This window comes from Streptomyces zhihengii (genome assembly GCF_016919245.1).
GTDB classification, from domain to species: Bacteria; Actinomycetota; Actinomycetes; order Streptomycetales; family Streptomycetaceae; genus Streptomyces; species Streptomyces zhihengii.
On the sequence record NZ_JAFEJA010000001.1, the window covers coordinates 963,575 to 976,315 of the forward strand.

Sequence of the window (12,741 nt, forward strand, 5' to 3'; positions counted from 1 at the left end):
TCGGCCTCGGCCTCGGCGTCGGGGTCGGCTTCGGCTTCGGCTTCGGCTTCGGCTTCGGCTTCGGGCGACGGTGACGCCGGTGGGCCGGGCGCCGCGCCCCGTGGTGGGCCGCCGGTGCAGCGCGCCGTCAACCCCGTGGCCGGCGAGGCCGCTCCGGGCGCCGCGCGCGGTGCGGCTCCGGACCTCCGCCCCGGGGCGGGCGACGGCGCGGGTCCACGCCGCCCCGTGCACGGTGAGGCTCCTCGTGCCGGTGCGCCGGTGCGGCGTACGGCACTTGGCGCGCCCGTGCGCGGCGTGACACAGCCGTCCGGCGACCGTGCCCCGAGTGCTCCGGTGGCCGGCGACCCCGTACAGCGGGCGGTGACCCAGCAGGGCGCACCGCCCGACTCCCGTGCGCCGCGGACGGACGGAGCCACGCGCCCGGAAGCGCCGCGCGGAGCGACGACGCCCGCATCCGGCACGACTCAGCCCGCGCGGCCCGTGCAGCCCGTGCAGCGGGCGGCGTCGGGCCCCGCCGCGTCCGCGCCCGGTACCTCCGGCACACGCCGGACGACCGCGCAGCGGGCCGCTTCCGACTCCCCCGCCGCGCGGCCCGGCCGCACGCCCTCGTCGCGCACCGGCAGCGACGCGCCACAGCCCGGCACTCCGCAGGTGCAGCGCTCAGCCGCCGCCACGCCCGCGCCGCTCGCGGACCGTTCGCCCTCCGCACCCGGCGCGCCGCGGACACCCACGTCACCCGCGGCACCCGCGGCACCCGTCCGGCGCGCCACGCCCGACTCCGGTGCGCAGCAGGCGCCTTCGGCACCCGGCGCGACCAGCGCGGCACCCGGCGCGGCGCACCCCACGGGCCCCCGGTCTCCGGGGAGCCAGGGCGGGACGACCCCCGCGCCCGGGCCCGTCGCCCCGGTGCAGCGGGCCACGCCCCGGCAGTCCACGCCGCCCGTGGCCCCCGCGCGGCCCACCAGGACCACCGCCGCCCCCGACGCCGTACGCCCCGCCCAGCCCGCCGCACCCGTACCCGCTCCCGCGCCCCGGGCGGCCACCCCCGCCACGCGGCCCCCGGTGCAGCGGGCGACGCCCGGCTCCCGTACGCCCTCCGCCTCGCCACGGACCGACGCGCCCCGGCCGGACGGGGCGCCCGCACCCGGCACCCGCGGTGAGACGGCACCCCGGTCCGGCCCCGCCGCCCCCGTGCAGCGGACGACACCGGGCGGAGAGGCCGCGCCGGCCCCGCTCCCCGTCCAGCCCGCTGCCCGTCCGCACGCTCCCGCGCCCCAGAGCGGCACCCGCCACGCGAATCCCACGACCGGACCGGCCCCGGCGGCACCACCCGCCACCCGCACGCCCGCACCCGCGTCCAGTTCGTCACCGTCCCCCGTGCAGCGCGCCGTGACACCCGGCACCCCGGCACCGGCCCGGTCCGGTCCTGTCCCGACCACGTCCGGCTCGACGCCGGTCCCCGTGAACGGGCCCACCGGCCCGCGGCCCACGCGGGCGGGCACACCGGACACGAGCGTGCCCCCGGTGCAGGGCGACTCCGCGCCGTCGACGCCGCCTCCCGTGCGGCGGGACGCCTCCGCTCCGCCCCAGGCGGCGCCCGTCCGGTCGGAGCAGCCGCGCACCGCGAGGGCGCACCCCACGGGCACCCCGTCCACCGGACCGACGGCCCCCGGGCCCGCCGCGAAGGCGCCGGTGCAGCGCGCGGTCGCCCCGGGGCGGCCCGGTCTCGGCGCTCCGACGTCCGGGCCCGCACCGACGCGTCCCGTCCGCTCCGACGGGACGGCTCCGACGCCACTCGCCCCTGCCCGGCCGCGCTCGCCGCTGGGTGCCCCGGTCGCGAACGGGCCCGGTGACACGGCCCCGTTCGCCCCGCCCCGGCAACCCGCCGCAGCCGGCCCCACGGACACCGCCCGCACCACCACACCCCCGGCAGCGGCACCGGCACCGAGCGCGCCGACACCGCCCCCCGTCCAACGCGCCGTCGCCCCGCTCCCCCCGGCCACGCCGACATCCGCCACGCCGCCACCCGTCACACCGACACCCGCCGTGCCCGCGCCCGCCGCGCCCCTGCCCTCCACGGCCGCGGCGCCGGCGCCCCCGGTGCGTCCCGCCGCTCACCCGGTGCAGCGGGCCACCCCGGCGAGGGCCGTACCCCTGCGCGCACCCGTTCCTCTCCGCGCTCCCGCCCGCCCCGGCGCACCCACGCGGTCCACGCACTCCGCCGCGTCCACGGCGTCCAGGCCCTCCGACGCGCCCACGCCGCCCGGCGTGTCCGCGCCCGGTCCGCTGCCGGTCGCCCCGCTGAACCCGCCCGTGGCGCAGGAGCCGCCGGCGCTGCCCAGGGCCGCGCGGCCGGCGGGCGCGGACTCCGCGTCCGCGCCCACGGTGCAGCGGCTCCCGGGCTTCTCGTCCGGCCACTCGCCCGGCCGGACCGTCGGCGCGCTCGCCGCCGCCGCGTCGGCCACGGTCGCCTCCCACCTGGAGCGCCTGCGGACGCCGCCCCGGCAGACGCCGCCCACCGGGCCACCCCCGCCGTACGAGCCGCCCGCCCCGCCCGCGCATCCGCCGGGCGGCCCGCCGCCGTACGAGCCGCGCGCCCGGGAGGCGGACCCGCCGCCGGAGTACACCGCGGTCCCGGCCGGCGGGTTCGACCCGCGCGACCTGACGGACTTCCAGCTCGACGAGCTGGTGCACCGGATCACCGGCCGCGTCACCCGTCTCGTCCGCACCGAACTGCGCATGGACCGGGAGCGGGTCGGCAGACTCCGCGACCCGCGCGCCTGACCGGACCGAGGTCCGCCGGGAAGGGCCGCACCGGACGCACGCCCCGTACGCGACCACGCACCCCGGCGCCCACGGACCACCACGCGCCACACCTCAGCAGAACGACAGAAAGGCCCACCCCCGATGCCCCGCCAGGATCCCGGGTCCACCATCTGGTTCGACCTCACCATCGACGGCGAGAGCCTCGGCCGCTTCAACGGCTGCGACGGCCTGTCGTCCCAGGTGGAGGTCGAACTCCGGGAGGAGGGCGGCAACAACGGCTTCGTGTGGCGGCTGCCCACCCGGGTCACGTTCTCCACCATCCGGCTGACCCGCCCGCTGACGCCGGACACCGCGAAGGTCGCCCGCTGGATCTCGTCCGTGCAGACGGGGATCAAGCGCCCCACCGCGCAGATCGCGGCGCTGCGCGCGGACGGGTCGCTGGTCGCCCGCTGGGGGCTGATCGACGTGCTGCCGGTGAGCTGGCAGGGCCCCACCCTCGACCCCGCGAGCCCGGCCGTGGCCACCGAGGTGCTGGAGATCGCCCACCACGGCTTCACCGACTGACGGCGCGGCGGAACGGAGAGGAGGACCCATGGCCACGAGCAGCAGGGGCGCCGGCAAGAGTCTGGTGCGCGCCACGCTGGCGATCCACGAACCGCCGGTCGGCACGAGCACCACGCCGGGCGCGCTGATGCGGACGTTCGGCTTCGAGTTCAACCCGGCGCAGCTCGCCCTGAGTCAGCGTGCGCAGTGGAAGGCGACGCCGACCATGGCGGTGCGCGACGGCTCGAAGCCGGAGTTCATGGGCGCGGAGCCGCGCGAGATGACGCTGGAGGTCTTCCTCGACTCGTCGACCGCGCCGACCGGCAACTCGGTGCTCAAGAAGGTCGAGTCGCTGCTGGGCTGCTGCGAGGTGACCGCCAAGAGCATCGCCGCCGACCAGCCGTCGCCGCCGTGGGTGGTCTTCGAGTGGGGGTCGTTCTCCACGGCCCGCTTCACCGCGTACGTCGGCTCGGTCGACGCGTCGTACACCCTCTTCGGCACCACCGGCGTCCCCATCCGGGCCACCTGCCAGATACGGCTCGTGGAGATCCCCGGCAAGACCAAGGGCCAGAACCCGACCTCCGGTGCGCTGACCGCTCAGCGGGTGCACCGGGTCGTCGCGGGCGACTCGCTCCAGTCGCTGGCCTGGCGCGAGTACGGCACGGCCACCGTGTGGCGGGCGATCGCCGAGATCAACGGCATCGACGACCCGTCCCGGCTGCCGGCGGGCACCGAACTGGTGCTGCCCGCCCCCGAGGAGGTGGCGCGCTGATGGTGCAGCCCGCGTTCTCCAGCATCATGCAGGTGCGGATCGGCGGTGCGAAGCTGCCGGACGACATCGCACCGCTGCTCACCGAGGGCTGGGTCGACCAGGGCGTCGGTGTGCCGGCCGCGTTCCGGCTCACCTTCCGCGACCCGTACCGGCTGGTCCTCGGCAAGCTGGGCGTCACCTTCGGCACCCGGGTGGTCCTCACGCCGGTCGCCGACGGCCAGGGGGTGGGCAATCCGCTGCTGACGGGCGAGGTCACCGCCCTGGAGGCCGATTACGACGGCACCGGCAGCTTCACCGTGGTGCGCGGCTACGACCTCGGCCACCGGATGATGCGCAGGCGCCGGGTGGCTGCCTACCGCAACCAGAAGGCATCCGACATCGCCCGCAAGCTCGCCGCCCTCGACGGGGTGCCGATCGGCCGGATCCAGCCGACGAAGGGCACGTACGGGTTCCTCAGCCAGGCCAACGTCACCGACTGGGACTTCCTGTCCCGGCTGGCCGACGAGAACAACATGGTGATGTCCCTGGACGCCAAGGGGAAGTTCCGGTTCGTCACGCCGAAGCCGTCCGCGGGGGCGCCGTCCCCGGCGACGGACGGCGACAAGAGCGCGTTCGTGCTCCAGGCGGGCCACGACGTGCTGCGGCTGCGGGCCGCGGTGACCGCGGCCGACCAGGTCGGCACGGTCGAGTCGCGCGGCTGGAACGTCACCACCAAGAAGAAGATCGTCGAGACGGCCCCCGCGTCCACCGACCCGGGCATCTCCATCGGGCTCACCCCGGGCAGGGCGGCGGGCGTCTTCGGCCCCGCCCCGCTCGTGTCCACCGGCACCCCGTACGACCGGCAGGACGAGGTCCGGCACGCCGCGCAGGCGCTCGCCGCCGACGTCACCTCCTCCTTCGCGGAGCTGGAGGTCGCGGTGTACGGCAACCCCGAGCTGCGGCCCGGCCTGCCGGTGGCCCTCAAGGACGTGGGCAAGCCCTTCGAGGGCAAGTACACCGTCACCTCGGTGCGCCATGTCTTCGGCGACGGGCGGCACTACGAGTCCTGGATCACGGTGAGCGGACGCCAGTGGCGTTCGCTGTACGGTCTGGCGTCGGGCGGCGGCGGCACCGACTCCGCGAGTGCCACCCGGCTGCCCGGCGTCGCCAACGCCATCGTGACCGATGTGCAGGACCCGCTGCGGCAGGGCCGGGTCAAGCTCCAGTTCCCGTGGCTCGACAACACCTACGTCAGCGACTGGGCGCGCAGTGTGCAGTGGGGCGGCGTCGGGGGCGGGGGCGTGTTCCCGATGGACGTCGGCGACGAGGTGCTGGTCGCCTTCGACCGGGGGGCGCTGGACCACCCGTTCGTGATCGGCGGCCTCTACAACGGCCGGGACCTGCCGACCAAGGTCGACGACGTCCCGCTGCACGACGGGCTGAAGCGCAAGGCCGCCCGGCACACGCTGTCGGACCGTCAGGCCAACCGCGTCGACCTGCTCAGCCAGCGGACCGGGAAGCGCCGGCAGGGCGTCCGGATCGCCAGCGGCGACGACCGGCTGACCATCAACCTGGACCGCACCAAGACCGAGATCACCATCGACAGCAAGGGCGCCGTCAGCATCACGGGCAGCCGCTCCGTCTCCATCGAGGCGGGCACCGACCTGGAGCTCAGCGCGAGACGGCGGCTCACCATCAAGAGCGGTGGGCTCCTCGACATCCAGGGCCGGGGCCTCGTCAACCTCAAGTCGCTGACCGGCGCCGTCACCGTGGACGCGATGGGCGCGCTCAACCTGAAGGCGGTGGGCGCCACCATGATCTCCTCCGGCGGCTCGGTGCAGGTCAACTCCATCGCCAACGTGGGCATCCGGGCGGTCCGGGTCGACCTCCAGGGTCTCGTCTTCGTCAACACCGTGAAGTACCCCCTCCCCGCATGACCGGACGACCGCGCCGGCGCGCCCGCGCCGCCGGCGGCAAGAGAAGGCAGGTGGCCCTCTGATGGCCGAACAGTTCGTCGGCTCCGGCTGGGCCTTCCCCCTGCGCATCGGACCCACCGGCGGGATCGCCCTGGTCAGCGGCGAGCGCGAGGTGGAGGAGGCGATCCGGCTGGTGCTGGCCACCGCGCCCGGCGAGCGGCCGATGCGGCCGGAGTTCGGCTGCGCCATCCACGACCTCGTCTTCGCGCCGGTCAACGAGCAGACGGCGGGCCGGATCCAGCACGAGGTGCACGTCAGCCTGGACCGCTGGGAGCCCCGTATCGAGGTGCACGACGTGGAGGTGTCCGCCGGGGCCGAGCAGAGCGTGCTGTTCATCGACGTCCGCTACTCGATCCGCGGCACCAACAACCCGCGCAGCCTCGTCTTCCCGTTCTACGTCATCCCCTCCCACCACGAGCCGGGCGAGCCGGGCTCCTCGGAAAGCGACGACTGATGGCCCTGCCCTCACCCAACCTCGACGACCGGCGCTTCCAGCAGTTCGTCGACGACGCCAAGCGCTACATCCAGCAGCGCGCTCCGGAGTGGACCGACCACAACGTCTCCGACCCCGGCGTCACCCTCGTGGAGACGGTCGCGCACATGGCCGACCAGATCGTCTACCGGCTCAACCGGGTGCCCGAGAAGAACCATCTCGCCTTCCTCGACCTGGTCGGCATCACCCTCTTCCCGCCGTCCGCCGCCCGGACGGAGGTGACGTTCTGGCTGTCCGCGCCGCAGGAGGACACGATCCTGATCCCGGTCGGCACCGAGGTCGCCACGCTGCGCACCGAGCGGGAGGAGGCCGTCGTCTTCGCGACCGAGGGCGACCTGGCGGTCGTGCCGTGCGCGCTCGGCCATGTGGTGGTGCAGCACAGCGGCCGGCCCGTCACCGACCGCACCACGGAACTCGCCGAGGGCAAGGACGTGCTGTGCTTCGCCGAGGCCCCGGCCCCCGGCGACTGCATGCTCATCGGCCTGACCGCCGCCGCCCCGCACTGCGCGCTCGCCCTGGAGCTCGACAGCCGCGTCGACGGTGTCGGCGTCGACCCGCGCCAGCCGCCGCTGGTGTGGGAGGCGTGGACCGAGGACGGCTGGCAGCCCTGCGAGGTGGACCGGGACGGCACCGGCGGCCTCAACCGCCCCGGTGACATCGTCCTGCACCTGCCCGGCGGCCATGTGCTGTCGCGCAACGGCGGCCACGAGGCCGGCTGGATCCGCTGCCGGGTCACCGATCCGCTGCCGGGCCAGCCGTTCTACACCACCTCGCCCAGCATCCGTTCCGCCGAGGCGTACACCATCGGCGGCACCACGCGCGCCGTGCACGCCGAGACCGTCCACGACGAGGCCCTCGGCGAGGCCACCGGGCTGCCCGGCCAGCGGCTGCGGCTCACCCACTCCCCTGTCGTCGCCGACGATCCGCCGCTGCTGCTCCAGACGGCCGCCGACGACGGCTGGCAGGACTGGGACGTCGTCCCGCACTTCGCCGGCTCCCGCCCGCGCGACCACCACATCACGCTCGACGCCGCGACCGGCGAGATCTCCTTCGGGCCCGCCGTCCGCGAGGCCGACGGCACCCTGCGCCAGTACGGCGCCGTCGCCCCCAAGGGCGCCGTCGTGCGGGCCCACCGCTACCGCACCGGCGGCGGGCGCGCCGGCAACGTGGCGCGCGGCGCCGTGCAGGTCCTGCGCACCTCCGTGCCGTACGTGTCCGAGGTCGTCAACCGCGAGGCGGCGCGCGGCGGTGTGGACGGGGAGACCGTCGAGGAGGCGAAGCTGCGGGCGCCGGTCACCCTCCGCGCCCAGGACCGCGCCGTCACCCTGCGCGACTACGAGGAACTCGCCCGCCGCGCCGCCCCCGAGACCGCCCGCATCACCTGTCTCCAGGGCGAGGAGAGCGAGCACGGGGCCTACGCGGTGCGGGTGCTGGTCGTCCCGCAGGCGGTCCCGGACCCCGGCGGCCGGCTGCGCTTCGAGCAACTGGTGCCCGGTGACGCCCTGTTGTCGCGCATCACCCGCCATCTCGACGAGCGCCGTCTGATCGGCACCCGCCTGGCCGTCGGTCCGCCGTACTACCAGGGCGTGACCGTGGTGGCCACGGTCCACGCCTTCCGCGGTGTGGACACCGACCGGGTGCGCCGCCAGGCCCACGACGCGCTCTACCGCCACCTCGACCCGCTCACCGGCGGCGCGGACGGCCAGGGCTGGCGGTTCGGGCGTCCGGTCCAGGCCGGTGAGGTGTTCGCCGTGCTGCAACGCGTGCCCGGCGTCGAACTCGTCGACGAGGTGGTCCTGCACCCCGCCGACCCGCTCACCGGCAAGCGCGGTGACCCGACCGACCGGATCGACCTCCAGCCGCCGTCGCTGGTCTTCTCCTTCGACCACCGCGTCCGGGTGATCGGGGACGGCGGATGACGGGCACCTCCCGCCGGGGCTCCGTCGACGGCCTCGGGTCCTCGCTCCCGCTGGGCACCATGCTCCCGGCCGTCTTCGCCGACGACGACCTCGCCCAGCGCTTCGTCGGCGGCCTCGACGACGTCATCGCGCCCGTGCTGAACGTGCTGGACTGCCTGGACTCCTACTTCGACCCGGCCCTCGCCCCGGCCGACTTCACCGGCTGGCTCGGCACCTGGGTCGGCGCCGAGACCGACGGCACCGAGCCCGAGGCCCGGCTGCGGGCCGCCGTCATCGCCGCCGCCGGGCTGCACCGGGTGCGCGGCACCGTACGGGGTCTGCGGGAGGCGGTGCGGCTGGCGTTCGGTGTCGAACCGGAGATCGTCGAGAGCGGCGGCGCCGAGTGGAACGCCCGGCCGCTCGGCCCGTTCCCCGGCGCCCCGCGCCCGCGTCTGCACGTCACCGTCCGCCTGCCCGAGCCCGCACCGGCCGACACCCACCGCCTGGACCGCCTCGTGGCCGCGGCCCGTCCCGCCCACATGCCCTACTCGGTCGAAGTGACCGCAGCCGAAAGGACCCCGGAGAGATGACCACGCAGAACTGCGCCGAGTGCGGAACGCGCGCGGAACCGGGACAGTCGTTCTGCGACGCGTGCGGCGCCGTACTCCGCTGGGACCAGCCGGGCACCCGCCCCGCCCGCCCCGCGGCCGCCGCCCCTACGGCCGCCGCCCCCGCCGGCGGCTTCCGCGGCACCCGGGCCCGCACCGGCGGCTTCGGCGCCCGCGCCCGTGCCCGCGGCGGAGCCGCAGGGGGCGGGCACCGGCCGCCCGGACGCGGACGGCGGCCGCACGGCCGTAGCGGCCGGGACGGCGGGGACCGCAGGGACCGCCGCCGGGCTCATGGACTCCGCCCGTGCCGCCCGCGCGGCCCGCGCCGCCCGGACCGCCGGCCTGGCGGCGGCACGGCGCGGCGGCCCCGCCCGCGGGCCCGGGGACGGCTTCGGGTGTCCCGGCGGGCCCGGTGGGCACCGGGGCAGGCGGCCGAGCCCCGGAGCCCGCCCGGCACGGCGACGGCCCCGGTGCGGCGGAGCCGCCGCGGCGCGACGACGGGCCCGGGGACGGGCAGTGGGCCCGTCGCGACACCGACCACGGGGCCGGCGGCCCGCACGGCGCGACCGGCACCCGCCAGGACGACGCCACCGCCTGGAACGCCGGCCCGCACGGTACGACCGGCACCCGCCGGGACGACGCCCCGCGGCGCGACGACGACCACCGCTGGGGCAGCGACCCCCGGCCGGGCGGTGACGCCTCCCGGCGGGAGGACGACGCCCGCTGGGGAAGCGGCCCCCGGCCCGACGACGGTCACGGCTCCCGTCCGGACGGCCCCCGCCCGGACGGCGCCACCGCCTGGAACGCCGGCGCGCACGGTACGACCGGCACCCGCCGGGACGACGCCTCGCAGCGCGACGACGACCACCGCTGGGGCAGCGACCCCCGGCCCGACGACGGTCACGGCAACCGGCAGGCGGACGACGCCCACCGCGGCGGCCCCGCCGCTCCCTCAGGCGCGGACGACGACACCGCGCCCATCCCCGGGGCGCCGGGTTCGGGCGCGCTCGGGGACACCATGTCCGACCGGGCACGCTCCCTGCTGGTCCCCGTGGCCGACCCGGAGGCCGCGAGCCCCGCGGCGCCGCCCGCCGCCGCCCCCGTCCTGCCGGGCCGTCCCGACGCGGACCGGCCCGCGGTGCGCGCCCCGGGGCAGGTGCCGGGTGTGCTGAACGGCGCGCCCTGCTCCTGGTGCTCGACCCCGAACCGTCCCGACCGGCACTACTGCGCGCGCTGCGCGATGCCCTTGGACGAGACCCCCGACACGACCCCGCTCCGCGCCCCGTGGTGGCGCCGGATCTTCGGCGGCCGGCGCCACGAGACGCCGTGGGCCGGCGACCGGCCCCGGCTGCGGCGGGTCTTCGACCGGATCGGCACCTGGATCACCCTCGTCGTCGTGATCACCCTGGTGGTCCTCGGCTTCGTCTACATCCCCGACGGCATCCAGGCCTCCCGGGACCACTTCGCCAAGCGCGCACCGGTCGCCCCGGACGGGATCACCGCCTCGCGCTCGTACAGCGGGCACAAGCCGCTGCTCGCCTTCGACAAGCGCAGCAACACCTGGTGGGGGCCGGGTGTCTCGCAGTCGGGCCAGGGCGAGTGGATCGAGGTCACGTTCAGCGAGCCGACCCGGCTGCTGGACGTGATCATCACGCCCGGTGTCTCCGTCCGCGCGGACAAGATCGGCGAGTCGGCCCTGCCGCACCGCGTCACGGCGACGATCACCGGGAAGGACGGCGCGACCACCACCACGCGCAAGCTGACCCTGGATCAGGGTGCGGGCGCCCAGCGGCGGCCGTTCCGCGTCGGTGAGGTGACGAAGGTGCGCTTCACCGTCGAGTCGTCCCACGCGGCCTCCGCCGACAAGCAGGTCGCCATCGCGGAGATCGAGTTCTTCGGCCCCTCCAGCGCGAACCGCTCCTGACCGGCCCGGCGCGCCACGCGACGCGCTCCGGTCCCGCAGGGGACCGGAGCGCGTCGCCGGAGATCAGCCGCCCGTGCTGCCGCCCCTCCACCGGTCTGGACCTGGCCGAAACGCGAGCGTCCACACCCTCGTGATCCGTGCCGTCCGGCGGCGTGCGGTCAGCCGCACCGGTTGGTGCTCTTCTGGTAGCGCACGGTGAAGTCGGGGTAGCTCAGGCCCTGGAGGGTCGCGACGACCACCGCGCCGTTGTGGATCTGCTCGTAGTGCAGATGCGGGGAGAACTCGGAGGTGGCGGAGGACGCGCCGACCCGGCCTATGAGCTGACCGATCGTCACCTTGTCGCCCGCCTTGACCTCCCGGTCGTACAGGTGGGCGTACCGGGTCTGCCAGCCGTCCCCGTGCCCGATCACGATCGTGTGGCCGTAGCCGTTGGTGGTGGAGTAGTAGGAGGAGAGCACGGTGCCGCCCGCGCTCGCGAACACCCGGCGCTTGAAGTCGTCCGGGGTGCCGTTGGCGTCATAGTGGTTCCAGTCGATCGAGTGCCCCGGGCTGTGTCCGTCCCAGTTGCTGCCGCGCCAGGTCTGGTTGCAGTCGAACGGCAGCTTGAAGGCGGGCCGTGCCAGCGGTTGCACCGCCTGCGGCGCCGCGACGGCGGTCGGAGCCATCACGGCGACCGCGCCGGCCGTGGCCACTGTGGCCAGGAGTCGACGGAAACGTCTCTGCATGATCTTCCCTTCAGGGGTCGGTGACCCGCTGATTCAAGGGCGCGATCATGCATGGCGAACAGGGTCCCCGTCGGCCATTTCCCGCCCGGCCCCGGGCCGTGGAGCGGGAGCGTGTGGACACCGGTCCACGGCTGCCGGGCGCACGGCCGGCGAGCGCCGTCGACGAGGGCCCGCACCCGCGCGTACGCGGTGCGGGCCCTCGTCGACGGTCCCGGTCAGGTGCTGGTGAGCTTGTCGAGGTCGGGGGCGTAGACGGTCATCCAGTGCGGGTTCAGCCGGTAGTAGACGACCTCACGGTTCCAGTCGAAGGAGTCGTCGCCGTAGAAGTCCTTCAGGTAGGCGAGGAGTTCCTGCCAGTCGGCCGTGGCCTCGGCGTCCTCGGGGTTCAGCTCCTCCACCGTGCCGTGGGTGAACACGCCGAGGTCCTCGCCGCGCAGGTGCGCGACGCTGGCGGCCGGACGGGCCGCGAGATGCCGGGCCTTGGCGGCGTTGCGCGCCGTGCCGAAGTGCCACCGGCCGTGCAGGAAGTGCCCGTCCGCGCCGCTGATCCGCGGTTCGCCCTTCGCGGTCACCGTGGAGAGGGCGAGCGTGCACATACCGGTGAGGACCCCGGTGAGCTGCGCCGCCGTGATGGTGCGGCCCTCGACGATCGAGCGGAGGTGTGAGGTCGAGCCGGAGAGGGAGGAGTCGAGGAGGGACTGGAGCCTGTCGAGTTCTTCTGGGGTTTCGCGCATACGGCCATCGTCGGCGGTAAACCCGACACCCTCTGTCCTCATTGATGAAGCGGCGGTGAGGTTGCTCCGCGCGGGTTGCCCTCCGTGCCCACGCCTGCGTGGCCGCCGTCGTCGGCCATCCGCTCGTCGGTCATCCCCGCGTCTGCGCGTAGAGGTCACCGACCCACGCGGAGGCCTGCTCCCCCGCACCCTCACGCCGCCCGACACCGCCTCCTACCCCCTTACCCCCGGAGGGCTCGGCGTGGCCTTGGTCGCAGCGCTCGCCGACCACTGGGAGCGCGTCCCCTGCCCGCCGAGCGGCAAGGCCGTCCGGGCGGTGCGCT

The 12,741-nt window shown here is 75.9% G+C and carries 11 protein-coding genes; 8 read left to right on the forward strand and 3 right to left on the reverse strand.

Features of this window, described 5'->3' with window-relative positions; translation table 11 throughout:
- Positions 1 to 464: 464 nt before the first annotated feature.
- Positions 465 to 1,655, reverse strand: coding sequence for a hypothetical protein (locus tag JE024_RS41875; RefSeq protein WP_205372256.1), 1,191 nt, complete (start codon positions 1,653 to 1,655; stop codon positions 465 to 467).
- 613 nt (positions 1,656 to 2,268) lie between these two features.
- Here JE024_RS41875 and JE024_RS04105 point away from each other — a divergent pair.
- The 8 genes from JE024_RS04105 to JE024_RS40870 all read left to right on the forward strand — a co-directional run bounded on the left by JE024_RS04105 (position 2,269) and on the right by JE024_RS40870 (position 10,959).
- Positions 2,269 to 2,784, forward strand: a complete 516-nt coding sequence (locus tag JE024_RS04105; RefSeq protein ID WP_205372257.1) for an extensin — start codon at positions 2,269 to 2,271, stop codon at positions 2,782 to 2,784.
- 123 nt (positions 2,785 to 2,907) lie between these two features.
- Positions 2,908 to 3,330, forward strand: a complete 423-nt coding sequence (locus tag JE024_RS04110) for a phage tail protein (protein WP_205372258.1) — start codon at positions 2,908 to 2,910, stop codon at positions 3,328 to 3,330.
- A gap of 28 nt (positions 3,331 to 3,358) precedes the next feature.
- Entirely contained in the window at positions 3,359 to 4,081 is a 723-nt protein-coding gene (locus tag JE024_RS04115) for a CIS tube protein (RefSeq protein WP_205372259.1), read from the forward strand.
- Positions 4,081 to 5,997, forward strand: a complete 1,917-nt coding sequence (locus JE024_RS04120; RefSeq protein WP_205372260.1) for a VgrG-related protein — start codon at positions 4,081 to 4,083, stop codon at positions 5,995 to 5,997. Before JE024_RS04115 ends, JE024_RS04120 begins: the two co-directional genes overlap by 1 nt.
- 61 nt (positions 5,998 to 6,058) lie before the next feature.
- Complete coding sequence (locus tag JE024_RS04125) at positions 6,059 to 6,490, forward strand: GPW/gp25 family protein (protein ID WP_205372261.1); 432 nt, start codon at positions 6,059 to 6,061, stop codon at positions 6,488 to 6,490.
- Positions 6,490 to 8,448 (forward strand): putative baseplate assembly protein, encoded by a 1,959-nt coding sequence (locus JE024_RS04130; protein WP_205372262.1) that lies wholly within the window; start codon positions 6,490 to 6,492, stop codon positions 8,446 to 8,448. Before JE024_RS04125 ends, JE024_RS04130 begins: the two co-directional genes overlap by 1 nt.
- Entirely contained in the window at positions 8,445 to 9,017 is a 573-nt protein-coding gene (locus JE024_RS04135) for a phage tail protein (protein ID WP_205372263.1), read from the forward strand. The genes JE024_RS04130 and JE024_RS04135 overlap by 4 nt, the downstream gene beginning before the upstream one ends.
- 430 nt (positions 9,018 to 9,447) lie before the next feature.
- Entirely contained in the window at positions 9,448 to 10,959 is a 1,512-nt protein-coding gene (locus JE024_RS40870; protein ID WP_244882574.1) for an NADase-type glycan-binding domain-containing protein, read from the forward strand.
- A 158-nt stretch (positions 10,960 to 11,117) separates the two neighbouring features.
- Here the strand turns inward: JE024_RS40870 and JE024_RS04145 are convergent, their stop codons facing one another.
- Both JE024_RS04145 and JE024_RS04150 read right to left on the reverse strand, forming a co-directional pair.
- The gene (locus tag JE024_RS04145; protein WP_205372264.1) at positions 11,118 to 11,684 is read right to left on the reverse strand and encodes a M23 family metallopeptidase; all 567 of its coding nucleotides are present in this window, start codon (positions 11,682 to 11,684) and stop codon (positions 11,118 to 11,120) included.
- Between the two features lie 215 nt (positions 11,685 to 11,899).
- Positions 11,900 to 12,418: a pyridoxamine 5'-phosphate oxidase family protein gene (locus JE024_RS04150; protein WP_205372265.1), complete on the reverse strand. Its 519-nt coding sequence runs from the start codon at positions 12,416 to 12,418 to the stop codon at positions 11,900 to 11,902.
- Positions 12,419 to 12,741: the final 323 nt, after the last annotated feature.

Coding starts and splice junctions, on each gene's coding strand:
- JE024_RS04150 (WP_205372265.1), bottom strand. CDS start 12,418: ATGCGCGAAACCCCAGAAGAACTCGACAGGCTCCAGTCCCTCCTCGAC.
- JE024_RS04135 (WP_205372263.1), top strand. CDS start 8,445: ATGACGGGCACCTCCCGCCGGGGCTCCGTCGACGGCCTCGGGTCCTCG.
- JE024_RS04110 (WP_205372258.1), top strand. CDS start 2,908: ATGCCCCGCCAGGATCCCGGGTCCACCATCTGGTTCGACCTCACCATC.
- JE024_RS04120 (WP_205372260.1), top strand. CDS start 4,081: ATGGTGCAGCCCGCGTTCTCCAGCATCATGCAGGTGCGGATCGGCGGT.
- JE024_RS04130 (WP_205372262.1), top strand. CDS start 6,490: ATGGCCCTGCCCTCACCCAACCTCGACGACCGGCGCTTCCAGCAGTTC.
- JE024_RS04145 (WP_205372264.1), bottom strand. CDS start 11,684: ATGCAGAGACGTTTCCGTCGACTCCTGGCCACAGTGGCCACGGCCGGC.
- JE024_RS04115 (WP_205372259.1), top strand. CDS start 3,359: ATGGCCACGAGCAGCAGGGGCGCCGGCAAGAGTCTGGTGCGCGCCACG.
- JE024_RS04125 (WP_205372261.1), top strand. CDS start 6,059: ATGGCCGAACAGTTCGTCGGCTCCGGCTGGGCCTTCCCCCTGCGCATC.